The organism is Nonomuraea sp. NPDC004702, from assembly GCF_053601695.1.
The window spans coordinates 51969-75267 of the sequence record NZ_JBSGCE010000025.1 but is presented as its reverse complement, the minus strand read 5'-3'; the positions used below and the strand labels follow the sequence as shown (position 1 = coordinate 75267).

The following is a 23299-nucleotide window of genomic DNA, read 5'->3' as shown; positions in this document are numbered from 1 at the left end:
AGCGCGGTGCCCTGGTCATGGGACGGTGCTGGAGCCATGGCCGAGGTGGAGCCTGCTGTTCGGTCTGAATCGCCTGTGGAGGGATCGCATACGAGGGATCATGTGTCGGGGCCGGCTTCTGTCGTGACGTGGGGGGCAGACCATGAACAGTTCCGACCGACAACTGGACGAGGTGCGCCGACTACGGTCCGGTCTGCGGGCGGCCTTGGCACGGTTGGCACGCGGCGCTCGCACCGCGACGCCTCCGGCGGTCGTGGCGTTGCTGTGTGCGGGCGCGTTCGCGGAGTTCGGCTCGGGACTGGGCGAGGCGGGTCTGGGAGTGCTGGCCAACGTCGGGGCCAACACACTCACCGATGTCATCAAGAACGCCTTGGAGCGGGTCCGCGGCCGACCCGAGACCTCCTTCGAGGACGAGTTGGCCGAGCAGTTGGAGGCCCGCCTGACGGCGGGGGACGCGGCGTTGAGCGCGGACATCGCCAAGCTCCTGGAGCAGGTCGACGCGGGCAGTCTGGTGCTGGAGGCGATGCGGGCCGAGAACCACGACGGCCTCGCCCACGCCCTGCAGGTGATGACCGAGCACTTCGGCGAATTGCGCTTCCTGCTCGGCTCGGTCCTGGACGGCTTCGACCGGCTGATCGGCGAGCAGGCCAGCCAGGGAGCGCTGTTACGCGCCGGCAGCCAGACGGCCCAGCAGCAGCTTGCTGAGCTGACGTTGATCCGCGACATGATCGCCCGGCTGCCGCAGTCCGATCGCGCGTCCAGGCGCGGGCCCAGTCGTCCGTCGCCGGGCCGCTCCGGCTGCCCGTACCGCGGGCTGGAGCCATTCCGGATCAGCGACGCCGACATCTTCTACGGTCGCGAGCAGCTGACCCACGACCTGGTCGCCGAAGTGGCCGCCCGGTCGGCCGGCGGTGGCGTCCTGGTGGTATCCGGGGTGTCGGGGGCGGGCAAGTCCTCGCTGCTGCGCGCCGGGCTGCTGCCGGCGCTGACCCGGGGCGCGATCGACGGCTCGGCGCGCTGGCCGCAGCTTGTGCTCACCCCCGGCGGCGACGCGCTGACCGAGTTGGCCACGCACTTGGCCGCGCTGGGCGGGCGGGGCGCGGCCGAAATCCGCCGCCAGCTGGCCGACCGGCCGCACGACAGCGCGCTGACCGTACGGCAGGCGGTGCTGGCCGCAGCCCGGCACCGGCACGCCGACGGCCGCGCCCGGGCCCGGCTGGTGCTGGTCGTGGACCAATTCGAGGAACTGTTCACCCACGCCGGCGACGACGGCGGTTCGGCCGTGATCGAGCGGGAGCGCCGCGCGTTCATCACCGCCCTGCACGCGATGAGCTCCAGCGCCGGCCCCTCTGAACAGCCGCCGCCGGCCGTGGTGGTCGCGGCGGTCCGCGGCGACTTCACCGACCGGCTGGCCGCCTACCCGGAACTGGCCGCCGCGCTCGGCAACGGCCTGTTCGTCGTCGGCGCGATGAGCGAACCGGAGCTGCGCCGTGCCATCATCGGCCCCGCCCACGCCGCTGGCCTGGAGATCGAACCCGGCCTGACCGAGACGATCCTGGCAGACCTGCGCCCGGCCGACCATGGCCGCCGCTACGAGGCCGCCGCCTTGCCGCTGCTCTCCCAGGCGCTGCGCAACACCTACCACGAGAGCGACAAGCGCCACCTGACGCTGCGCGACTACGGCCGGTCCGGCAGCGTGACCGGCGCGGTCTCTCACAGCGCCGAGCATGTATACCGGCAACTCACCCCCGCTCAGCGGCAGATCGCACGCAAGCTGTTCACGCGATTGGTCGCACTGTCGGCCCCGGGCGGTCCGGCACGCCGGACCGTCCCCCGCGCCCAGCTCGCCCACCTGGCCCCGGGGGATCCGGCAGCGGTCGACGACGTGCTGGTAGCCTTCGCCGCCCAGCGGCTCATCGCCCTCAGCAAGACCACCAGCCGGCCAGCGGCCGAGGACGAGACCGAGCCAGACATGCGGGAGGGTGACAGGGAACCGAAGGTGCGGGTCGAACCCGACTCCGCCGAGATCTCCCACGAGGTGGTCCTGACCGCCTGGCCTCGGCTGCGCGACTGGCTCGACCCCTACCTGGACGCCAAGATCCTCCTCGACCAGCTCGACAAGGACGCCGACGACTGGTCCACCCACCCCCAGGGCGCCGGCAAGCAAGCCCTGCTGTATCGCGGACCCCGCCTGAGCGCGCTGCTGCAACTCCAGCAACGCGCTCAGGAAGAACCGGACACCTTCCCCACCCCGCACGCCACCAGCCAGGCATTCCTGGCCGCCAGCACCGCCCAGGCCACCCGCGCGACCCGCCTCCGCAGGGCCGCACTGACCGCCCTGTCCACCCTGCTGATCCTGGCCATCGCCGCAGCCACCGTAGCGGTCCGCGCCCAGCGGACCGCCGATCTGCAGCGCGACGCCGCCGTGTCCCGCCGTCTGACCGAGCGCAGCCAAAGCCTCGCCGCCGACCACACCCTCACCAGCGATCCCGCCCTTCCCGCGTTGCTCGCCGCCGCCGCCGGGACGATCAGTCCCACCATCCCCGAGGCCCAGGCCGGCATGCTCAACATTCTCCGTCACCCCTACCGCGGAAGCCTGGCCGTGCGAGCCGATGATGTGGCGTTCAGTCCTGACGGCCGCATCTTGGCCTCCGCGTGTTACGACGGCACCGTACGACTGTGGGACACCGTCACCCGAGCCCCGATCGGCGACCCCATCAAAGCCCACACCGGAAGGGTGCAGTCGGTGGCCTTCAGCCCCGATGGCCGCATCCTGGCCTCCGCCGGCGTCGATGACGGCATCGTTCGGCTGTGGGACACCGTCACCCGAGCCGCGATCGGCGACCCCATCAAAGCCCACACCAGGGTGTGGTCGGTGTCCTTCAGCCCTGACGGCCGTACCCTGGCCTCCGCCGGCGTCGATGACGGCATCGTTCGGCTGTGGGACACCGTCACCCGAGCCGCGATCGGCGACCCCATCAAAATCCACACCAAGGCGTGGCCGGTGTCCTTCAGCCCTGACGGCCGTACCCTGGCCACCGCCTACGGAGACGGCATTGTACGGCTGTGGGACACCGTCACCCGAGCCCCGATCGGCGACCCCATCAAAGCCCACACCAAGTCCGTGTCGTCGATGGCGTTCAGCTCCGACGGCCGCACCCTGGCCACCGCCGACGGAGACAGCACCATACGGCTGTGGGACACCACCACCCAAGCCCCGATCGGCTTCCCCATGCAAGATGCCACACTCTGGGTGTGGTCGGTGGCGTTCAGTCCTGATGGCCGCATCCTGGCCTATGCGGGCGTCGACGGCACTGTACGGCTGTGGGACACCACCACCCATGCTCCGATCGGTGCCCCGATCAAGGGGCACACCGGGATGGTTTCGTCGATGGCGTTCAGTCCTGACGGCCGCACCCTGGTCACCGCCGGCTACAGCGGCATATGGCTGTGGGACATCACCATCCGAGCCGCGGTCGGCGACCTCGAGAAAGCCCACATCGGGTCGGTGCGGTCGGTGGCGTTCAGCGCCGACGGCCGCACTCTGGCCACCGCTGGCGGAGACGGCACCGTACGGCTGTGGGACGCGACCACTCAGGCCCCGATCGGCGACCCCATCAAGACCCACACCAGGACGGGGCAGTCGGTGGCGTTCAGTCCTGACGGCCGCATCATGGCCATCACAGGCGACGACAGCACCGTACGACTGTGGGACACCGCAACCCGGGCCCCGATCGGCGACCTCGTCAAAGCCGACACCAAGGGGGTGACGTTGATGGCGTTCAGCCCTGACGGTCGCCTCCTGGCCATCGCAGGCGACGACAGCACCGTACGGCTGTGGGACACCGCCACCCGAGCTCCGATCGGCGCCCCCGTCAAAACCCACGTCAAGTCGGTGACGTTGATGGCGTTCAGCCCTGATGGCCGCATCCTGGCCACCGCCGACGGTTATGGCATCGTACGGCTGTGGGACACCGTCACCCGAGCCGCGATCGGCGATCGCATCAAAGCCCACGTCAGGACGGTGCGGTCGGTGGCGTTCAGCCCTGATGGCCGCATCCTGGCCACCGCCGACGGAGATGGCATCGTACGGCTGTGGGACACCGCCACCCGAGCCGCGATCGGCGATCCCATCAAAGCCCACACCGGGTCAGTGTGGTCTATGGCCTTCAGTCCTGACGGCCGCACGCTGGCCACCGCAGGCGACGACAACACTGCACGACTGTGGGACACCGCCACCCGAGCCTCGATAGGCGACCCCATCAAAACCCACGCCAAGTCGGTGCAGTCGGTGGTGTTCAGTCCTGACGGCCGCACGCTGGCCACCGCAGGCGACGACGACACCGTACAGCTATGGGATGTGCGGTTTCCTGATGCTTCGCATCTCCTCGCGGCCGTGTGCGGCGTTGCCGCTCGCTCACTCACCCGGGATCAATGGGCCAAATACGTACCCGAACTGAGCTTCCGGCCCGTCTGCCAGAAGTAGACACCTGATCCGGCCACACAGGACCGCCCTGGAGCGACTTGGTGCCCGACTTCGGCGGCACGGCGCAGTCGGTCCATGCCGTCTACCTCCAGCCACGCAGCAGGCGAACAGCGCCAGATGAAACACGCGTCAGCGTCGCTGTCCAGAGCCACGCGGGCCAGGCAGTGACGCCTGCATACCCCCCGGGCCCAGCAGTCGCACGGTGGCGCATCGGCAGCGTCACGAAGACCTTCGCCGCCCTCATCCTGCAACTGGCCAGCCACGCAGGTCCGACATGGACGCCCTGATCGCCGGGACCCGCCCGGCCTGCTGTCATGCAGTGGACAGATCACCGCCCGGATGCTGCTCAACCACGCCAGCGGCCTCGCCTACTACGCCGCCGCCGGGAAGAACAACCCCAACGGCTTCCGCCGCTTGGCCATCACCACCTACATGCCCCAGCAGTTCATCGACGGCGGCACCGTCCCGCCGCCCACCTTCGCCCCGGCGGCCAGTGGGCCTACTCCACTACCGGTTACATCGCCCTCGGCCTGCTCGCCGGGAAGATCACCAGCCAGGTATGTACCGCGCTGCCGTGGGGTCCCTCAGTCGAAGGACGGTCTGACGCCCCGCCCCCGGCTCCGCTTGAGCTCGAAGAAGTCCTCCGTCCCGGCGACCAGGACCAGGCCGTCCCAGAGCCTGCCGGCCGCTTCGCCGCGCGGCGCCTGCCTGATCACCGGGCCGAACAGGGCCATGCCGCCGACGCGGAGAACGGGGGTTCCGACGTCGAGCCCCACCTCGTTGAAGGCCTCATCGTGGGAGTCCCTGATGAGCTGATCCAGCTCGTCGCTGTCGGCGGCTGCCGCCAACGCGGCGGGCAGGCCCACCTCTGCGAGGGCTTCGGTGATGACGGTGGGGTCGTCGCGACGCTTCTGGTTGTGGAAACGGGTGCCGATCGCGGTGTACAGCGGGCCGAGAACGCCGCGGCCGGCGTGTTCGGCGGCGGCCGCGCAGACCCGCACCGGCCCCCAGGCCTTCTCCATCTGGTTCCGGTAGTCCTCGCTCATCCCCTCGCCCTTGCGCTGGACGAGGTTCAGGTGGGCCAGCGACATGACCCGCCAGTCGGCGTGCACCGGCCGTACCTTCTCGACCTCCAGCAGCCAGCGCGAGGTGACCCACGCCCAGGGGCACAGCGGGTCGAACCAGAACGGGACCTCGACGAGCTCCGGCTCTTCCGTGGTCGTCATGATGCCTTCCTTCCTCTCGGACCGATCTCGCAGAGGGCGGCGTGCGCCGGCAACGTGTCGGGTTCGTGGCTGGGCAGGCTGAGGATGAGGTGCTTGGCCGTCGGGATGGTGCCCAGAAGGTCGAAGAGCGGGCCGGCGTTCGCCCTGGTTGTATATCACGCCGGCTGCGGTCACGGCGTGCTGAGCCGCCGGCGAGTACTGCCGGCGGCTGTGCCCGACCTCCGCCGATGGACGTCGCGCTGGACAGGATCCCGATCTGAGCGACCGTGCGCCCAGCTTCCACCGCCGGTTGAGGCTTTCCCGCCCGCCCCTCCGGCGCTCCCGGGCGGAAGTCTCCGGGGCTGGTTCAACGACAGCCTTGACGTATGAGCGCTGCGGACCACGACGGTTCCCGCCGGCGGCCGTCCTCGGCCCTGCGCGGACCGCACGACCGAGGTGAGGAGAGATCATGACCGATGCCCTGCCGGATCCGGTGACGTTCCCGATGCCCCGCGCGACCGACCGCCCGTTCGACCCGGCGCCCGAGCTGACCCGGCGCAGCGCGGAAGCGCCCGTCTCACGCGTCCGTCTGTGGGACGGCACCACCCCCTGGCTGGTCACCCGCTACGACGACGTCCGCGCGGTGCTCGCCGATCCGCGCGTCAGCGTCGACGTGGCCGAGCCCGGCTTCCCGCACACCAACGCGGTGAGCAAGGCACGCGACGCGCGGATGAAGACGCTGATGCAGATGGACGCCCCCGAGCACACCGCGCACCGGCGCCTGCTGACCGCCGACTTCATGATCAGGAAGATGGAGGCGCTGCGGCCCAGGATCCAGCGGATCGTCGACGACCTCATCGACGACCTCATCGCCGGTCCCAACCCGGCCGACCTGGTGCGGGCGGTCGCGCTGCCCGTCCCGTCCCTGGTGATCTGCGAACTGCTCGGCGTGCCCTACGCGGACCGGGCCTTCTTCCAGCGGGCGGCGGCCGAGCTCGTCATGGACGAGGGCGACCCCGCGCGGGCCCTGGCCGCCGCCGAGGAGCTGAACGGCTACCTGGAGGCGCTGGTGGCGGCCAAGAGCGACGACCCGGGCGACGACGTCCTCAGCAGGCTGGCCGTGGAGCAGTACCGGACGGGCGCGATGACCCTGACCGAGATCTCCACGATGGGCCAGCTCCTGCTGGTGGCCGGGCACGACACCACCGCCAACATGATCGCGCTCGGCACGGCCGCCCTGCTGACGCACCCCGACCAGCTCGCGGCGGTGCGCGACGGCGACCCGGCGCTGGTGGCCGACGCCGTCGAGGAGCTCCTGCGCTACCTGTCCATCACCCACACCGAGGCCCGCCGCGTCGCCCGCGAGGACCTTGAGGTCGGTGGCACGACGATCCGCGCGGGCGAGGGCATCGTCGTGGTGAAGAGCACCGCCAACCGGGACCCGGCGGCCTTCCCGGACCCCGGCGTCCTCGACGTCCGCCGCGCGGTCCGCCATCACGTCGCCTTCGGGTTCGGCGCCCACCAGTGCCTGGGGCAGTCGCTGGCCCGGGTGGAGCTGCAGGTCGTCCACGGAACGCTCCACCGGCGCGTCCCCACGCTGGCGGCGGCCGTGCCCCTGGAGGAGCTGGCGTTCAAGCAGCAGGCCGTCTTCTACGGCGTCCGCGAACTGCCCGTCACCTGGTGATCGAGCGAGGGAGTCAAGCACATGAAGGTCACCGTGGATCAGGACGCCTGCACCGGCTCGGGGCAGTGTGTCCTCGTCTGTCCCGACGTGTTCGACCAGCGTGACGAGGACGGCATCGTCGTCCTGCTGCGGGACAGCCCGGAACCGGGGTTGCGCGAGGGCGTCGGCGAGGCCGCCCGGATCTGCCCGGCCCGTGCGATCACGCTGGGCGCGTCGTGAGCCGTCCCTCCCGGATCGTGGTCGTGGGCGCCTCGGCGGCGGGTCTGTCCGCCGCCGAGGCCCTGCGCCGCGACGGATTCACCGGCTCGCTGACCCTGGTCGGCGCGGAGCGGCGGGAGCCCTACGACCGGCCGCCGCTGTCCAAGCAGATCCTGCTCGGCAGGTGGGCGCCCGACCGCGTGACGCTGTGCCGCCACGAGGCCCGCGCCGCGCTGGGGGCCGACTGGCGGCTCGGCGTCGCCGCCACCGCCCTCGACACCGGCGCGCGCGAGCTCGCCCTGTCCGACGGCGGCGTCCTGCCCTACGACGGGCTGGTGATCGCCACCGGCGTCGTCCCGCGCCGGCTGCCGTCGGGGCACGAACTCGGCGGCGTGCACGTGCTGCGCACCCTCGACGACGCCCTCGCCCTGCGGGAGGGGCTGCTCGCCGCCCGGTCGGTGGTCGTCGTCGGCGCGGGCTTCCTCGGTACGGAGGTCGCCGCCGCCGCCCGGCGGCTCGGCCTGGACGTCACCCTGGTCGATCCGCTCGGCGCGCCGTTGATCGACCGGCTCGGCGACCGGGTGGCGCGGCTGCTGGCCGGCCTGCACGCCAGGCACGGCGTCCGCCTGCGTCCCGGCGCCCTGGTCACCGGCCTGACCGGCCACGACGGCCGGGTGAACGGGGTCGATCTGGACGACGGCACGCACGTCCCGGCCGGCCTGGTGCTCGTCGCCGTCGGCTCGGCCCCGGCGACCGGCTGGCTGACCGGCAGCGGCCTGGACGTGGCAGACGGCGTCACGTGCGACCATCGGTGCCGGGCCGCGCCCGGCGTGGTCGCCGCCGGCGACGTCGCCTCCTGGCGGCACCCCGGCTTCGGCCGCCTGCGCGTCGAACACCGGCTGAACGCCACCGAACAGGGCACGGCCGCAGCCCGGACGCTCCTCGGCGGCCAGGCCCCCTTCGCACCCGTGCCCTACTTCTGGACCGACCAGTACGACGTGAAGATCCAGGTCCACGGCGTCACAGGCGGCGACGCCCGGTTCCAGGTCGTCGCCGGGGACCCCGCCACCGGCCGGTTCGCCGGCCTGTACGGCAGGGACGGCCACGTCATCGGCGCCATGACCTGGAACCTGCCCCGGCAGGCCCGCGACCTCCGCCGACACGTCGCCGAGCGGACCCCGTGGCGCCAGGCCACCGAGTGAAGACCTGCGGCGTCCGGGACGAGGACGACGAATCGCCGGCCCTTGCCCGACGAACGGGGCCCGGCCCAGGCTCAGAACCGGTAGCGGAGAACGCGTGCCCCTTGCCGGGACAAGGTCGTGCTGCGGGCGGTGAGACGGGTCAGCGCCCGCAGGGGTTGCGGGAACCGGGCCACTTCCGGAGCGCGGGAGAGGACCTGCTCCTCGATCAGCTCGAGGCCGGCGTCCCAGGACTCGGGTTCGTGCGGGTCGTCGAAGCCCTGGGCGGCCTTGATGCCGAGTGCCTTGATGGCCGGGTGGTACTTCATGGCCCAGGCGGCGAAGCGGGTGTAGCCGTTGAGTGCGAGCTCACCCGCGGGGAAATGGCCGGTCAGCGCGCGGGTCATGGCCTGGAAGGAGTCGCCGGGCATGAAGGGGAGCAGCCCTTCGGCGACGATCATCGCCGGCCGGTCACCGGGGACGGCCGAGAGCCAGTCGGAGCCGGTGAGGTCGGCTCCGACCAGGTGGGAACGGCCGGGCAGGCGTTCGGCTCGCAGGTTCACGACTTCGGGGAAGTCGACGTCGTACCAGTCGACGCCCGGCGGCGGAGCACAACGGGACATCCTGGTGTCCAGGCCACAGCCCAGGTCGAGCACCACGCATCCGGGGTGAGCGGCGACGTAGGCGCGGACCACGTCGTCGAGCTTCCTGGCGCGCAGTGCCGTGGTGAGGACGAGGCTGGGCTTGACCTTCAGCCTGCCGAAGTCGTAGTCGATGGTGCCGGCCAGGTCGGCGGAGAGCGTGTCGCCGAGGATCGGATGGGGGAGCCCGGCGTCCAGGGCTCTTGCGTGGAGGGTGAGCAGCAGCGTTTCCTGGATCAGCCCGAGCTCGGGTTTCCAGCGGTGCATGGAGATTCCTTAACGGCGTAGCGGATGGTGGGCCGCGAGGTTCTGCAGCCATGTCAGGGAGTCGTGGGCGGCCTTGATGCGCTCGGTGCGCCGCCCCTCGCCGCCCGCGAGGTCGAGCCCTTCGTCGGCGATCTCGCCGAACGCGCTCAGGCTGTCGAGCTTGCGCTGGATGACCTTTTGCCAGGCGTCGTCCTCGATGCGGTAGTAGGAGGTGCGATCCCCGGGCCTTCGCACCTTCTCGACCAGGTCGATGGCCGTGAGGAAGCGCATGTTCGAGGTGAGCGAGGCCCGGCTGGCCTGGATGGCCTCGGCGATCTGGCCGGCGGACTGCTCGGCCGGGTCACAGATCATCAGCCAGCCGAGGATGCGTCCGGTGATGGGCGGCAGCCCCCACTCCTCGACGCAGAATGCGGACACCCGCTCCACCCATCGAAGCAGCCGGTCCTGCTGTTCCTCAGCGCTCATCGTCGCGTCCTCCCTTGGTGATCGTGTGCCGGTTCACTGTGTCATGGCGGCCACCGACTCGTAGGTGGGTGCTGGGGTGCGGCCGGCGAGCGCGGTCCTGCGCAGGTAGAGGTCGAACCAGTCGATGGCGAGCGCCATCGCCTCCTGCAGGCCGGGCCCGGTGTAGAGGCCGAGCACGTCGTACGGCAGCACCGCGAGGCGCTTGGGCTCGCCCGCCTTGGCGAAGGCGCTCTGCGCCTCTTCGAGCATGTGGTACGGGTCCCAGCCGCCGTTGGCGATCATCAGCAGCGGCGTCGGCGCGAGCCGGTGGATGAGGTTCTCCGGGGCGAAGGTGAGCAGGTGCTCGGCTGAGTCGAGGGTCTTCTCGTTGCGGTAGGCGGGAAACAGGCGGGTCGACATGTCCGGAGCGTCCTTCACATTGTCACCCTCCAGCGTCAGGTGCGGCACGCGAGCGCTCGGCTCGCCTGCGTAGCGCCGCTCCCAGTCCTGCTCCAGCCGGTCGCGCAGCGCGTGAACGCCGGCGCGGCCCAGGAGACGTTCGGTGTACCGCCATCCGTCCCACACGCTGGGGCTCTGCACCACTACGCACTTGATGCGCCGATCGAGCACGGCGGCCTGGGCCGCCACCGAGCCGCCGATGCTCACCCCCCACACCCCGATCCGCTCCGGCTGCACTTCGGGACGGGTCCGCAGGTAGGACACGGCGCTGCGGAAGTCCTCCACCTGCCGCTCCGGGTGATCCAGGCCGCGCGGCTCGCCCTCGCTGGAACCGACCGTGCGGTAGTCGATGGCCAGCACCGCGAAGCCGGCCTTGACGAAGTGCGGCGCGAAGAACGCCAGCGCCTCCTTGACCATCACCCCGCTGTGCCCGAGCACCAGCCCGGGGACCGGATCGCTCGTCTCCGGCAGGTAGAGATCGCCCGCGCAGCGGGTGCCGAGGCTGTTGAAGGTCACGTGTTCCATCGCGCGCTCCCTAGTAGAGGCTAGTCATTTCAATCATGACTGAAATAACTAGCAACTTCAACAGATTCGACCCCTCATGTGGTGGTCTCGTCGCGGTGCTCTTCGGGCGGACGGCGGGGGGGACGCCCTGCCGTCAGGTCGGCGGCGCGGCAACTCCTCCAGGTCGCTCCGGGACGCATGCGCGGCACCGACCGCTGGTACGCTCTCAGGCATGATCGAGAAGTTCATCCGTCTTCGTAACAGCTGAAGCGGCTGCCCGCCGGTCGATCAGCGACCAGCGCAATCTGCGGCGATCCCGCAGACAGGTGCTGTGGCGCAAGCCGCGCACCGCATGGGTTACGCCCGCAGCCGCACGCCGTTCCCGCAACGCGGGCATGTTCGCCATGCCTTCGCACGAAACGGACTGTTCTTCATGCGATCCGACTCCAACCACTCGTCGTCGCCCACGTTCGTGTTGGTCCACGGCTCCGGCAGCAGCTCTTTCATGTGGGCTCCCGTCCAACGCGAGCTGGCGTTGCTCGGCCACCGCAGCTACGCCGTCGATCTGCCGGGCCATGGCCTCGACGCGCAGTACCCGCTCGCCTACCAGGCCCCCCAGGACCTCGACGCGTGGGCGGCCGAGCCGTCCACGCTGGCCGACGTCACCCTGCAGGACAACGTGGACGCGGTCGTCCACGTGGTCCGGCGGGTGGCCGAGCACGGGCCCGTGGTGCTGGTGGCGGCCAGCCTCGGCGGCCTGACCATCAGCGGTGTGGGCAACGCCATCCCTGACCTGGTGGATCGGCTCGTCTACATCTCCGCCTGGTCGTGCGTGCAGCGTGCCAACCCGATCGAGTACATGCAGGAGCCCGAGTTCGCCGACAACCTGATGGGGCCGCTGGCGGCGTTCAACGTCGGCGACCCCGCCCGGCTCGGCGTCGGCCGGGCCAACTATCGCACCGCGGACACGGAACTGCTCGACGCGCTCAAGGCCGCCACCATGGCGGACGTCAGCGACGAGCAGTTCCGTGCCTTCCTCAACATCCTGCAGCCGGACGAATCGATCGCGGTGATGACGGCCGACGCCCGCGTCGACGCCGCCACCTGGGGCACGATCGCCCGCACCTACGTCCGCCTGGCCGGCGACCGATCCCTGCCGGTGGCCATGCAGGACAGGCTGATCGCCGAAGCGGACGCCCTGACACCCGGCAACCCGTACGACGTGCACACCCTGGACACGTCACATGTGGGGTTCCTGTACAGGGCCGATGAGGTGGCCGCCATTCTGGACAAGGCCGCGATCTGACAAGCAGCCGGGGACGGCTGGCGGTCGAACCGCGGCCACGTCGAAGGCCGCCGGGCGCCGCCGCAGGCGGTTCGGCGGGCACGGAGCCGGGCCGTGCGGGAATCGGGATCGGGCTCACAGGCTTCTGACCACGAGCTCGGTCCCTTCCGGGTGGGATCTCGGGGGCGGTCGCCGCGGGCAGGGATGGTCATTGCGCTCGCTGCCGCGGTAGGTCAGGCGGCGTACCGGGCGGCGAGTGCTCGGCCGGCCTCGCCCGCCGCCTCCTCGGCGGTCTTGTGCATGATCGCCGCCATCTCGGTGAACTCGTCCAGGGCGGGGTTCACGCCGACGAGCGTGAACTCGCGCTCGACCACCGTAAGGTCGGCGCCCCAGATGTCGACCAGGATCCGGCGCAGGTAGTCGATGTTGTGGTCCCAGCCCGCGCGCGGGGTGCCAGGGCCGTAGGCGCCGCCCCGAGTGGTGACCAGGACGGTCGGCGTACCCTCCAGCAGGCGGATGCCCTGAGGCGTCCCGGCGATCGCGAGGTCGATCCAGGTCTTCGCGTGCTGCGAGACGCCGAAGTTGTAGAGCGGCATCGCGAGCACGGCGCTCGTCGCCCGCTGCAGCTCGGCGGCGAGCCGCTCCGCGGTGGCGAGTGCCTCGCGCTGCGCGGGGGTGCGGCCCTCCTCCGGAATGTGACGGCTGGAGATCGCGGCCTCCCAGATGTGCGCCGGCAGCGGCTCCTGGCCGAGGTGACGCCGTACCACCGGCACCCCGGGGCGGGCGGCCCGGAGCTCGTCGAGGACGAGGTCGGCGAGCGCGCTGCTGGCGGAGCGGTCGCCTTGGATGGTGGCGTCGACACGGAGCACGGACATGGGGATCTCCCTGACGGGTGAGTGCTAGTTGAATGTTCAAGTTGACAGTATGTCGCACCACTTGAATATTCAAATCGCCTGGTAGAGTTGATCTGTGAGCACCGAGCCCGCCCGCGGAACCCCCTCCGAGCACAACGTGCCATGGTTGTCGTCCGACCAGCAGCGCGACTGGCGAGCGGTGATCGCGCTGATCATGACCCTGCCGCCCGCGCTGGACGCGCAGCTCAAGCGCGACGCCGGCGTGAACAGCTTCGAGTACCACGTGCTCGCGGCTCTCTCCGAGGCGCCCAACCGCACGCTGGTGCTCAGCGACCTGGCCGCGTTGGCGCGGGGGTCGCTCTCGCGGATCTCCCACGCGGTCACCCGGCTGGAGCGGTCCGGCTGGGTCGAGCGGCACAGCTTGCCCAACCGCGGTGGCCGTCACACGGAGGCGCGGCTCACCGACGCCGGCCTCGCCAAGCTCAAGGAGATCGCCCCCGGTCACGTCCGAGAGGCACGCCGTCTCGTGGTCGACGCGCTGACGCCCGAGCAGCTCGCCGCACTCGGCGACGCCGCCCGGGCGATCACCGCCGTCACCATGGCGGAGGCGCCCGAGACGTGCCGGGAGAGCAGTGACTGCTGATCCGGCAGCCTCAGGGCGCCGTCGCAGGGCATCGGGATCTCACCGAGTAGCGCGCCGACGTGCGGATCGCGCCTCCGGAGCACGGGCGAGGCCGACCAGGCTGCCGCCGTGGTCGATCGGGACTGCTGAAGACCGCAACGTTGGTGCCCGGGGGGCATCGTGGGGCCGTCAGCCGGCGACCCTGCCGAACAGGTGGTTGGCGGGAGCGTCCGGGTCGTCGCCGTAGAAGAACTCGGTGACCGCCTGGTGGAACTCGGCGCGGTCCAGCACGCCGGAGCCGTCTCGGTCCAGGGCGGCGAAGACCGCGGCGCAGTCCTCGCCGGGGACGCCGCCGACCGAGTCGAACATCTGCTGGAACTCCGCCTGGTCGATCCAGCCGTCTCCGTTGAGGTCGGCGAGGTCGAAGAAGCAGTTGGTCACCGGCTCGATCTGTGCCGGGTACAGGGCGCGGTCGGTCAGGGCCTGCCTGAACCCTTCGGTCATCTCCCGCAGATCGACCTTTCCGTCACCGTCGTGATCCATCGGGGCGATCACGTGCGTCCAGAAGGCGTCCATCCTCTCGGTGAGCAGGCGGGCGGTCGCGGAGTCAGGCGCGGCGCCGCGGACGGCGATGTAACGCTCGCTCATCATCCGGACGTCCCGCTGGGTGATGAACCCGTCGCCGTCGACATCGGCGCCCCTGAACCACTGGCCGTACTTGAGGTTTCGCAGTCGAGTCACGATTACGCAAAGTATTCGATCGATTACGGTAAAGCAAGCGGCCGGAGGGCTTTGGCGTCAACCTTCGAGGCGGGGCGGGGTGAAGGCGAGCACGTCGGGATGAGGGCCGTCGTAGGGCTCGACGTCGACCAGCGCACTGAGAGCACTCGGCCCTTGGGACAGCTGCGAGCACGGCCGATCCGCCGTGAGGACGTTGGGATTGCCGTGGCGGTCCAGTGTTCCGCTCACGCCCGGCTCGACCGGATCCCACCACGCGCCGGTGGACAGCTGGACGACGCCTGGCATGACGTCGTCGGACAGGATCGCGCCCGCCAGGCAGCTGCCCCGGTCGTTGTGGATGCGTACGATCATGCCGTTCTCGATGCCGCGCGACGCGGCATCCGACGGATTCATCGTCACGGGCTCACGGCCACGGATCTTCGAATCGAGGCTGTGGCCACCGTTGTCGTACTGGCTGTGCAGGCGTGAGGCGGGCTGATTCGAGATCAGATGCAACGGGAACCGGCTCGACAGGTCGGCGCCGAGCCACTCCGCTGGTTCGAACCACCTCGGATGCCCGGCACAGTCGTCGTAGCCGAACGAGTCGATCTCCTCGGAGAAGATCTCGATCCGGCCCGACGGCGTCGGCAGGGGGAAACGCCGCGGATCTGCGCGGAGCGCCTCGAAGCTGCCGGGGAACGGTCCGGTCAACGCCGGCAGCTCGGCGGTGGAGCTGTGCCAGAAGTCGTCGAAGTCCGGCAACGCGGCATCGTCGCCGAGTCCGGCCCGCGTCTGCTCGTACAGGTGCCGGACCCAGTCGAGCTCGGAGCGCGACTGCGTGAACTCCTGCTCGTACCCGAGCCGGGAGGCCAGCGCGGCGAAGATGTGATGGTCGGTGCGTGACTCTCCCGCCGGCTCGCGGACCTTGGGCATCGCGACGAGGTGGGGATCGGAGAATCCGGCGGCGAAGTCGTCGCGCTCCAAGCTGGTGGCGACGGGCAGGACGATGTCCGCGAACTTGGCCGTGGTGTTCCACCAGGCTTCGTGCACCACCACCGTGTCGGGGGTCTGCCAGGCTCGGGCCAGCCGGTGGAGATCCTGATGGTGGTGGAACGGGTTCCCGCCGCACCAGTAGATCAGGCGAAGCTCCGGCAACGTGAGGCGCCGTCCGTCGTAGCCGATGGTCCTGCCCGGATGCAGCAGGGTATCGGCGATCCTCGCGACCGGGATGAAGTCCGGGACGGGGTTGGCGACCCCGGGCACCGCCGCCACGGAGGGGCGGCCTCTGGCCACGCCTGTCGCGTCCATCGTGGCGTAACCTGCTCCCCAGCCACAGCCGGGCCGGCCCATCGAGCCCGCCATGGCGGCCAGCACGACGGACATCCAGATCGGCTGTTCGCCGTGGTCCGCCCGCTGCACCGCGTAGTTGACCATGATGAGAGAACGCCGCTCGGTCAGGCGGCGAGCGAGGTCGACGATCGCCTCGCGCCCGATCCCCGTGATCCTCGCCGCCCAGGCGGCGTCCTTGGGGACGCCGTCGAGCTCGCCGGTCACGTACGAGGCGAAGCGGTCGAACCCGACGCAGCACCGGCGGAGGAAGTCCTCATCGTGCCACCCGTTGACCAGCATCGTGTGGGCGATGCCCAGCATCGCGGCGGTGTCGGTGTTGGGGATGACGGGCAGCCACTCGGCGTCGAGGAAGCCGGCGACGTCGCTGCGGATGGGGCTGACGTTCACGAACCGCACCCCGGCCGCACGGCACTGTCGTTGCAGGTTCTGCGTCTGGTGCCTGGCCAGCCCGCCGGGGTTGATCTGGCTGTTCTTGAGTGCCAGCCCGCCGAACGCCACCACGAGCTCACAGTTGCCGGCTATCTCGTCCCACATCGGCATCCGTGACTGGTAGCTCCAGGGATGCCCGCCGATCACATGGGGAAGGATGACCTCCAACGCGGCGGTGCTGTAGGTGTTGCGCGAGTCGGTGAAGCCCCCGCCCAGCGCCAGGAACCGGTGGAGTTGACTCTGCGCGTTGTGGAACACGCCCGCGCTCGCCCAGCCGTACGACCCGCCGAACACCGCGCTGTCGCCGTGCTGCGAACGCACTCGACGGAGTTCGTCGCTCACCAGCGTGATCGCGTCGTCCCAGCTCACTTCCACGAAGGCGTCCGCGCCTCTGGCCGTGTCGTGGACGCGCGGCCGGCCGTTGAGCCAGCCCTTGCGCACCGCGGGGCGCAGCACGCGAGCGCCGTCGTCGGCGGCCGTCACCATGCCGGGGCCGATGGGGGACGGCACGGGGTCGTCGTCCCTCGGCTCAATTCGTACTAATCGCCCGGAATCGACCACTGCGATGAGACTGCCCCAGTGCGTCGCGACCGACATGCGTCGTTCCACCATGCATCCACCCCATCCCTGAAGTTCCCCCCCGCTCTCGACCAGCGGTTGCCGGCGTCGCAGGGGCCTCCACTCCAGTCGACGGCCCGCAGGACGGAGACTTTCCCCCATGCCCGGTTGCTCAACCACGTCAGGGTGCACCGGCTGCATCATGACCCGGACGCCTCGTCCAGCACCGGGGCCGGCGGCACCGGATGTCAGGGTTGCGATGTCTGTGCGAACCGTACGGTGACCGACAAGCCGCCTTCGGGGCGTGCGTCGGCGGTGAGGGTGGCGCGGTGAGCTCGCGTGACGGCGTCGACGATGGCGAGGCCGAGGCCGTGGCCGTCGCCGCGACCATGACGGTCGGGCGCCAGTCTCTGGAAGGGCCGGCAGAGGCGCTGGAGATCGTCGGCGGGGATGACCGGCCCGCTGTTGGTGACCGTGAGGGCCACCTGCGTGCCGGAGGTCCGGGTGGTGACCTCCACGTGCCCGTCCGGGTGGTTGTGGCGGATGGCGTTGTCGACGAGGTTGGCGACGAGGCTCTCGATCAGTCTCGGGTCCCCGGCCGTCACCGCGGGCGTCAGGTGTCCGGCGAGGTCGATGCCGCGTTCCGCGGCCTGTCGGCGGCGGGAGGCGAGCACTGTCCCGACGACGTGGGCGAGGTCGAGGGTGTCCCAGCGGGTGACGCCGCGCTCGCTGGTGGCCAGGGTGAGCAGGGCCTGGACGAGCCGCTCCTGGTCTCCGCTCAGAGCCACGGCCTCCTGGCAGGCCGCGCGCAGGCTGCCGGTGTCGGCGTCGGGGTCGGCGACGGCGACTTCGAGCAGGGTGCGCAGACCGGCCAGCGGGGTGCGCAGCTCGTGGGAGGCGTTGGCGACGAAGTGGCGTTGGCTGTCGAAGGAGGCCTGCAGGCGGGCGAACAGGTCGTCGAGGGTGCGGCCGAGCTCGGTCAGCTCGTCCATGGGCTCACCGAGGTCGAGGCGCCGGTGGAGGCTTCCGGTGGACATGGTTCTGGCGGTGGCGGTGATGGCGCGCAGCGGGCGCAGGAACCGGTCGGAGACGAGCCGGCCGAGAGCCAGGGCGACGGGAATCAGCAGGATCAGGGCGACGGCGGATCCCGTGAGGAGTTGGGGGAGGCCGATCCCGGACTGGGTGGTCACCTTCGCCGCGGGCCGGCCCACGGGGGTGGCCGCGTCGACGCCGGCGAGCGGGACCGCGACGAGGACGAGCACGAGCACCCCGGCGGCGTAGAAGCCCGCCGCGTAGGCGAGCGCCAGCCGCGTCTGCAGGGATCTTCTGGCGAGCGTCATGACGGTCCGATGCGGTAGCCGCCTTCGCGGACGGTCTCGATCACGGGCGGGTCGCCGAGTTTGGCCCGTAACCGGTGCATGGTGTGCTTGACGGCGCTGCTGAAGGGGTCGGCGGCCTCGTCCCAGGCGCGTTCGAGCAGTTCCTCGGCGGAGATGACCAGGCCGGGCACGGCGAGCAGGCATTCCAGCAGGGCGAACTCCCTGGGGCTCAGCTCAAGACGCCGCCCGGCCCGGAACGCGGTACGGCGGGCCGGATCGAGGGTGATGTCCCCGCACGCCAGGGTCGGCGGGAGCGGCGGGGTGGCGCGCCGGCCCAGGGCGCGGACGCGGGCGACCAGTTCGGCGAACGCGAACGGCTTGGGCAGGTAGTCGTCGGCGCCGAGGCTCAGCCCGTCGACGCGGTCCTCGATCGTGCCGGAGGCGGTGAGCATCAGGACGCGGGTCGCGCAGCGGCTGCCGGCGAGTCGCCGGCAGATCTCGTCGCCGTGGACGCCGGGCAGGTCGCGGTCGAGGATCACCACGTCGTACCGGGTGGCGGCCAGACGGTCGAGGGCGGCGGTGCCGTCCAGGACGACGTCGACGGCCATGCCCTCGCGGCGCAGCCCGGTTCCGACGGAGCGGGCGAGGACCTCGAAGTCCTCGACGACGAGCACCCTCACCGCCCCGCACCGCCGCTCGCCGTGCGCGGAGGGCGGACGTGGCGGCCGAACCGGCCGCCGGGACGAGAAGCCATGGGCCAACGATGCCAGATCCCCGGTCGCAGCCGGGTCGCAGCGGCCGCGACCCGGCTGGAACCGGGTGCCGCGTACAACCGTCGCCATGAATTCATCCATGTCTCACCGATCCGGCCGGTCGTCCGGGCGGGACGGTTTCCTCCGGATGCTGCGCGCGGAGTGGGCCGGGTTCCGTTCCGCGCGGGGCCGGGTGCTCGCCGTGGCGGCCTCCGTGCTGGTGACCGTGTCGATCGGACTGCTGGTCGCCGGAGGCGTCCGCACCACCTGCGTGACGGGGAAGGGCGAGGGCCCCTGTCCCGCGCCCCTGGTGGGCCCCGACGGCACGGCGGTGAAGGACAAGTACTACTTCGTGCACCAGCCGCTCAAGGGGAACGGCAGCATCACCGCCCGCGTGTCGGACATGACCGGGCAGATCCGGCTGCCGGACGCCGTACCGGGCGTGCGCAACGTCAAGGAGGGGGTGGTGCCGTGGGCGAAGGCCGGCCTCCTGGTCAGGCCGAGCCTCAAGCAGGGCACGCCGTACGCCGCCGTCATGCTCACCGGAGATCATGGGGTGCGGATGCAGTACAACTACGTCCACGACGTGGCCGGCGGTCCGCACAACGGTCCGCAGTGGCTACGGCTGACCCGGTCCGGCGACACCGTCACCGGCCAGGAGTCGGACGACGGCAGGGCGTGGACCGAGGTGGCCACCGTCAGGTTGGCCGGGTTGCCGGAGACGGTCGAGATCGGGCTGTTCGCCACGTCCCCAGGCGCCGTGTGGGACATGGCGAGAGCCTTCGCCAACGCCACCGCCACCTTCGACCAGATCGAACTGCAGGGGGCGGACGGTCCGTGGCGCCGCGACGACGTCGGCGTCTCCATGGAGTCGGACGGGAAGACGCCGCACCATCCGGGCGGGGTCGTCGAGTCCGGCGGGAAGCTCATCGTGACGGGGGGAGGCGACATCGGGCCCGCCACGGTGGAGGGGGCCTGCGCGCCGACCTCATGCTGATCGGCGGAGCCCTGGGACTGATCCCCATGTTCGTGGCGGCGGCCACGTTCCTCACCACCGGCCACCGGCGCGAACCGGCCGGGACCGGCCTGACTGCCGACTCGCGTCCGGCGTGGCTGCTGGCGGCCAGGGCCGGGGTGGTCGGCGTGGTCGGGTTCGCCGTGGGGCTGGTGGCCTCGGGGGTCGTGATCCCTGCCGGGCTGGCGATGATGCGCGCCCATGGGAACCCGATCCAGCCGATCACCCTGGGCACCGGACTGCGGATGATCGTCGGCCACGCGGCGCTGACCGCGGCCGCCGCCGTGCTGGCTCTGGGCCTGGCCGCGCTGGTCAGGCGGGCCGTCGTCGCCGTCGGGCTGGCGATCGTGCTGGTCGTCGTGCCGTACCTGCTGGCGACCGCGGGGCTGGCGCCATGGCTGCTGATGATCACTCCTGCCGCCGGGTTCGCGATCACGCAGAGCATCCCGGCGTTCGCGCATGTGGACGTGGACCCGTCACTGCTGGGGGGCTACTACCCGCTCCCACCATGGGCGGGTTTGACCGTGACCTGTGGATATGCCGTCGTCGCCTTGGGGGTGGCGATCGCCGTACACCGCAGAGAAGTGCCATTTGGCGGCAAGCTCCCGCTCGCCCGCTGAGCCCGTGCCCGCCGTCGGCCGGCCCGACGCCGCCCGCGGGCTTCAGGCTGTAGACGGCCCCTTGCGGGGCCGGGACACGCCACCTGGGCGGCCGACCGGCGATCGTTCCGACGGGCGAAGGCGGTGCCGGGTGCGTGAGCAGGCGGCGTGCCGGAAGTCAGGCACGATGGCGGATGCCAGGGCGAGGGGGTGCGATGGGATGATGGGCCCGTTATGACCGCCTCCTTGCCGTTCCGTCTCGCCCGTGCCGCGGTGTTCGCCGTGGTCTGCGTGGCGCTGGGCGCGCTGGCGCACCTGTTCGGCGGGGGATCGGTCACGGGGCCGGTGGTGGCCGGTGGGCTGCTGCTGGCGTTCGGGGGCGGGGTCGTGGCCTCGGCGCGTGAGCGCACGCTGGCGGTGATCCTGCCGTTGCTGGCCGGCATGCAGGTGGTGCTGCATGTGCTGTTCTCCCTCAGCCATGCCGCGGACGCCTACGCCGCGCTCGTCCACGGCCATTCGGGACTGGTGCCCGGCGTCGGCATGCTCGTCACGCACGCCGGTGCCACCGGGCTGATCGCCCTGTGGCTGGCCCGCGGCGAGGCCGCTCTGTGGGGGCTGCTGCACCGCCTCGCCGCGCGGCTGTGCCGGGTCCTCCTGGCGCTCTTCCCGCGTCCGCCGCACGAGCCGGTCGTCGTGGTGACGGCGCCCGAGCCGGGCCGGCTGCGCTCGGCGGTGCTGGCACACGCCGCGCCCACGCGCGGTCCGCCGTTCACGCAGGTGATCGCTTTCTCCGGCTGACCCTCATGGCGAGGCTGGAGCACGTCGTCATGCCCGGCTCCGTCCGGGTTCGCGTGGCCGCCGACGTCGCGGCCGCGTCAAGCGCCCCTGCCTGATCCGCCTCCGGCGCGGTGGGAAACGCCACCGCGCGCCGAGGGCTGCCTGGAAAGGCCCACCATGCACTCTCTCCGTTCGCGTTCTCCGCTTCTTCCCGCCGCGGCGCTGGCCGTGGCCGTGCTCGTGTCCGGCTGCGGCGGCCAGAGCACGACCGCGTCGACCCCGTCGGCGTCACCGGCGGCCGCCACCGCCGCCGCCACCCCTTCGCCCGCTCTGACCATCACCGACCCCTGGATCAAGACCGGCGGCAAGGGGATGACGGCCGCCTTCGGCACTCTGGTCAACAACACCGACGCGGAGCTGACGGTCGTCTCCGGCGCCTCGCCGCTGTCTCCGACGGTCGAGCTGCACGAAGTGGTGGACTCCGGGGGCAAGATGGTGATGCGCCCCAAGAAGGGCGGGTTCGTGGTACCTGCTCGCGGTTCTCACCAGCTGGCGCCCGGCGGCGATCACATCATGCTGATGGGGGTCACCGGGAAGGTGGAGCCCGGCGCCGAGGTGCCCTTCACTCTGACTCTCGCCGACGGTTCCACCCTCCAGTTCACCGCGATCGGCAAGGACTTCGCCGGCGGCAAGGAGAACTACCAGCCGGGCGAGGGCAAGCACTGATGGACGCCCACACCGGCAGCAGGTCCCGCCTGACCCGGCGGGGCCTGCTGGCCTCGACCGCGGCCGCCGCGGCCGGCGCGCTCGCGGCACAGGCCGCTTCGGCGGGCCCGGCCCAGGCTGCTTCGCCGGGCTCGGCGGTGGAGCCCTTCCACGGCCCGCACCAGGCGGGGATCGCCACCGTCCCGCAGGCCCACGCCGTCTTCGTCGGACTGGACCTGCGCGCGGGCGTCGGCCGCGAGGCGGTGGCCCGGATGATGCGGCTGCTGACCGACGACGCCCGCCGCCTGAGCGCGGGCGGTCCCGCCCTGGCCGACACCGAACCGGAGCTGGCGGTGCTGCCCGCCCGGCTGACCGTCACCTTCGGGTTCGGGCCCGGTCTGTTCGACGCGGTGGGCCTGGCGGACGCGCGCCCGTCCTCGCTGAAGGCGCTGCCCCGCTTCTCCATCGACAAGCTGCAGAACCAGTGGAACGGCGGCGACGTGCTGGTGCAGATCTGCGCCGACGACCCGCTGACCGTGGCCCACGCCCTCCGCATGATCATCAAGGACGCCCGCGCGTTCACCCGCGTCCGATGGGTCCAGCGCGGGTTCCGGCGGGCCGCCGGGGTGCAGGCGTCCGGGCTGACCCAGCACAACATCATGGGGCAGCTCGACGGGACCGCCAACGCCGTCCCCGGGAGCCCTGTCTTCGACCGGGTGGTGTGGGCCGGCGCGGACGCGCCCGCCTGGCTGCGCGGCGGCACCACGCTGGTGCTGCGGCGGATCCGGGTCGAACTGGAGACCTGGGACGCCGCCGACCGGGTCGCCAAGGAGTTCACGATCGGACGCCGCCTGGACACCGGCGCCCCGCTGACCGGGACCGCCGAGCACGACCCGCCCGACTTCGCCGAGCTCACGCCCCTGGGGTTCCCGGTCATCTCCGAGTACGCCCACATCAGGCGCGCGCACAGCGCCGACCCGGCCAAGGGGATCTTCCGTCGCCCCTACAACTACGACGAAGGGCTCACCGCGGCCGGACACTCCGACAGCGGCCTGCTCTTCGCCTCCTACCAGGCCGACGTCGGCGCGCAGTTCCTGCCGATGCAACGCCGGCTGGCCGAGGCCGACCTGCTCAACGAGTGGACCACGCCCATCGGATCGGCCGTGTTCGCCATCCCGCCGGGCTGCCCGCCCGGCGGCTGGATCGGGCAGGGGCTGCTGGCATGACCCGAGGGGGCCCGCCGACCTG

At 71.3% G+C, this 23299-nt stretch carries 21 protein-coding genes; 11 read left to right on the top strand and 10 right to left on the bottom strand.

The window, feature by feature from the left end; all coding sequences use genetic code 11:
- Nucleotides 1-142 precede the first annotated feature (142 nt).
- Nucleotides 143-4486 carry an nSTAND1 domain-containing NTPase gene (locus ACWEJ6_RS28355; protein ID WP_452427556.1) on the top strand — a complete coding sequence of 1448 codons (4344 nt, stop codon included), beginning with the start codon at nt 143-145 and terminating at the stop codon, nt 4484-4486.
- Between the two features lie 584 nt (nt 4487-5070).
- Here the strand turns inward: ACWEJ6_RS28355 and ACWEJ6_RS28350 are convergent.
- Nucleotides 5071-5712: a mycothiol-dependent nitroreductase Rv2466c family protein gene (locus tag ACWEJ6_RS28350; protein ID WP_387673600.1), complete on the bottom strand. Its 642-nt coding sequence runs from the start codon at nt 5710-5712 to the stop codon at nt 5071-5073.
- A 448-nt stretch (nt 5713-6160) separates the two neighbouring features.
- On the opposite strand from ACWEJ6_RS28350, the gene ACWEJ6_RS28345 reads away from it, so the two are divergent.
- Genes ACWEJ6_RS28345 through ACWEJ6_RS28335 form a run of 3 tightly spaced genes read left to right on the top strand, consistent with a single transcriptional unit; the run spans nt 6161 to nt 8775 of the window.
- Nucleotides 6161-7375, top strand: a complete 1215-nt coding sequence (locus ACWEJ6_RS28345) for a cytochrome P450 (protein ID WP_452427553.1) — start codon at nt 6161-6163, stop codon at nt 7373-7375.
- Between the two features lie 21 nt (nt 7376-7396).
- Nucleotides 7397-7594 (top strand): ferredoxin, encoded by a 198-nt coding sequence (locus tag ACWEJ6_RS28340; RefSeq protein ID WP_358295363.1) that lies wholly within the window; start codon nt 7397-7399, stop codon nt 7592-7594.
- The gene (locus ACWEJ6_RS28335) at nt 7591-8775 is read left to right on the top strand and encodes an NAD(P)/FAD-dependent oxidoreductase (RefSeq protein ID WP_452427551.1); all 1185 of its coding nucleotides are present in this window, start codon (nt 7591-7593) and stop codon (nt 8773-8775) included. Before ACWEJ6_RS28340 ends, ACWEJ6_RS28335 begins: the two co-directional genes overlap by 4 nt.
- A gap of 71 nt (nt 8776-8846) precedes the next feature.
- Here the strand turns inward: ACWEJ6_RS28335 and ACWEJ6_RS28330 are convergent, their stop codons facing one another.
- The 4 genes from ACWEJ6_RS28330 to ACWEJ6_RS28315 all read right to left on the bottom strand — a co-directional run bounded on the left by ACWEJ6_RS28330 (nt 8847) and on the right by ACWEJ6_RS28315 (nt 11573).
- A complete protein-coding gene (locus ACWEJ6_RS28330) occupies nt 8847-9659 on the bottom strand; it encodes a class I SAM-dependent methyltransferase (protein WP_387673588.1) in 813 nt (270 codons plus the stop codon).
- A gap of 9 nt (nt 9660-9668) precedes the next feature.
- Nucleotides 9669-10124, bottom strand: coding sequence for a GbsR/MarR family transcriptional regulator (locus tag ACWEJ6_RS28325; RefSeq protein ID WP_387673585.1), 456 nt, complete (start codon nt 10122-10124; stop codon nt 9669-9671).
- Between the two features lie 33 nt (nt 10125-10157).
- Complete coding sequence (locus tag ACWEJ6_RS28320; RefSeq protein ID WP_452427549.1) at nt 10158-11087, bottom strand: alpha/beta hydrolase; 930 nt, start codon at nt 11085-11087, stop codon at nt 10158-10160.
- A gap of 336 nt (nt 11088-11423) precedes the next feature.
- The gene (locus ACWEJ6_RS28315; RefSeq protein WP_452427547.1) at nt 11424-11573 is read right to left on the bottom strand and encodes a hypothetical protein; all 150 of its coding nucleotides are present in this window, start codon (nt 11571-11573) and stop codon (nt 11424-11426) included.
- Here ACWEJ6_RS28315 and ACWEJ6_RS28310 point away from each other — a divergent pair.
- Nucleotides 11572-12372: an alpha/beta fold hydrolase gene (locus tag ACWEJ6_RS28310; RefSeq protein ID WP_452427545.1), complete on the top strand. Its 801-nt coding sequence runs from the start codon at nt 11572-11574 to the stop codon at nt 12370-12372. The two genes, ACWEJ6_RS28315 and ACWEJ6_RS28310, sit on opposite strands and share 2 nt — an antisense overlap.
- Before the next feature lie 212 nt (nt 12373-12584).
- Here the strand turns inward: ACWEJ6_RS28310 and ACWEJ6_RS28305 are convergent, their stop codons facing one another.
- Nucleotides 12585-13226 carry an FMN-dependent NADH-azoreductase gene (locus ACWEJ6_RS28305; RefSeq protein WP_452427543.1) on the bottom strand — a complete coding sequence of 214 codons (642 nt, stop codon included), beginning with the start codon at nt 13224-13226 and terminating at the stop codon, nt 12585-12587.
- A gap of 94 nt (nt 13227-13320) precedes the next feature.
- On the opposite strand from ACWEJ6_RS28305, the gene ACWEJ6_RS28300 reads away from it, so the two are divergent.
- Nucleotides 13321-13848 carry a MarR family winged helix-turn-helix transcriptional regulator gene (locus tag ACWEJ6_RS28300; protein ID WP_452427541.1) on the top strand — a complete coding sequence of 176 codons (528 nt, stop codon included), beginning with the start codon at nt 13321-13323 and terminating at the stop codon, nt 13846-13848.
- A gap of 168 nt (nt 13849-14016) precedes the next feature.
- Here the strand turns inward: ACWEJ6_RS28300 and ACWEJ6_RS28295 are convergent, their stop codons facing one another.
- The 4 genes from ACWEJ6_RS28295 to ACWEJ6_RS28280 form a co-directional block, all read right to left on the bottom strand.
- On the bottom strand, nt 14017-14568 hold the full coding sequence (locus ACWEJ6_RS28295) for an EF-hand domain-containing protein (RefSeq protein ID WP_452427539.1): 552 nt from the start codon (nt 14566-14568) through the stop codon (nt 14017-14019).
- Between the two features lie 57 nt (nt 14569-14625).
- Complete coding sequence (locus ACWEJ6_RS28290; RefSeq protein WP_452427537.1) at nt 14626-16938, bottom strand: molybdopterin-dependent oxidoreductase; 2313 nt, start codon at nt 16936-16938, stop codon at nt 14626-14628.
- 194 nt (nt 16939-17132) lie between these two features.
- Nucleotides 17133-18224, bottom strand: coding sequence for a sensor histidine kinase (locus tag ACWEJ6_RS28285; RefSeq protein WP_452427535.1), 1092 nt, complete (start codon nt 18222-18224; stop codon nt 17133-17135).
- A complete protein-coding gene (locus ACWEJ6_RS28280; RefSeq protein WP_452427533.1) occupies nt 18221-18883 on the bottom strand; it encodes a response regulator transcription factor in 663 nt (220 codons plus the stop codon). The genes ACWEJ6_RS28285 and ACWEJ6_RS28280 overlap by 4 nt, the downstream gene beginning before the upstream one ends.
- A gap of 172 nt (nt 18884-19055) precedes the next feature.
- On the opposite strand from ACWEJ6_RS28280, the gene ACWEJ6_RS28275 reads away from it, so the two are divergent.
- The 5 genes from ACWEJ6_RS28275 to ACWEJ6_RS28255 all read left to right on the top strand — a co-directional run bounded on the left by ACWEJ6_RS28275 (nt 19056) and on the right by ACWEJ6_RS28255 (nt 23277).
- Entirely contained in the window at nt 19056-19952 is an 897-nt protein-coding gene (locus ACWEJ6_RS28275) for a hypothetical protein (protein ID WP_452427531.1), read from the top strand.
- Nucleotides 19946-20590 carry a hypothetical protein gene (locus ACWEJ6_RS28270; protein WP_452427529.1) on the top strand — a complete coding sequence of 215 codons (645 nt, stop codon included), beginning with the start codon at nt 19946-19948 and terminating at the stop codon, nt 20588-20590. Before ACWEJ6_RS28275 ends, ACWEJ6_RS28270 begins: the two co-directional genes overlap by 7 nt.
- Nucleotides 20591-20815: 225 nt before the next feature.
- Nucleotides 20816-21367 (top strand): MFS transporter, encoded by a 552-nt coding sequence (locus ACWEJ6_RS28265; RefSeq protein WP_452427527.1) that lies wholly within the window; start codon nt 20816-20818, stop codon nt 21365-21367.
- A gap of 156 nt (nt 21368-21523) precedes the next feature.
- Nucleotides 21524-22072 carry a copper chaperone PCu(A)C gene (locus tag ACWEJ6_RS28260; RefSeq protein ID WP_452427525.1) on the top strand — a complete coding sequence of 183 codons (549 nt, stop codon included), beginning with the start codon at nt 21524-21526 and terminating at the stop codon, nt 22070-22072.
- The gene (locus ACWEJ6_RS28255) at nt 22072-23277 is read left to right on the top strand and encodes a Dyp-type peroxidase (RefSeq protein ID WP_452427523.1); all 1206 of its coding nucleotides are present in this window, start codon (nt 22072-22074) and stop codon (nt 23275-23277) included. Before ACWEJ6_RS28260 ends, ACWEJ6_RS28255 begins: the two co-directional genes overlap by 1 nt.
- Nucleotides 23278-23299: the final 22 nt, after the last annotated feature.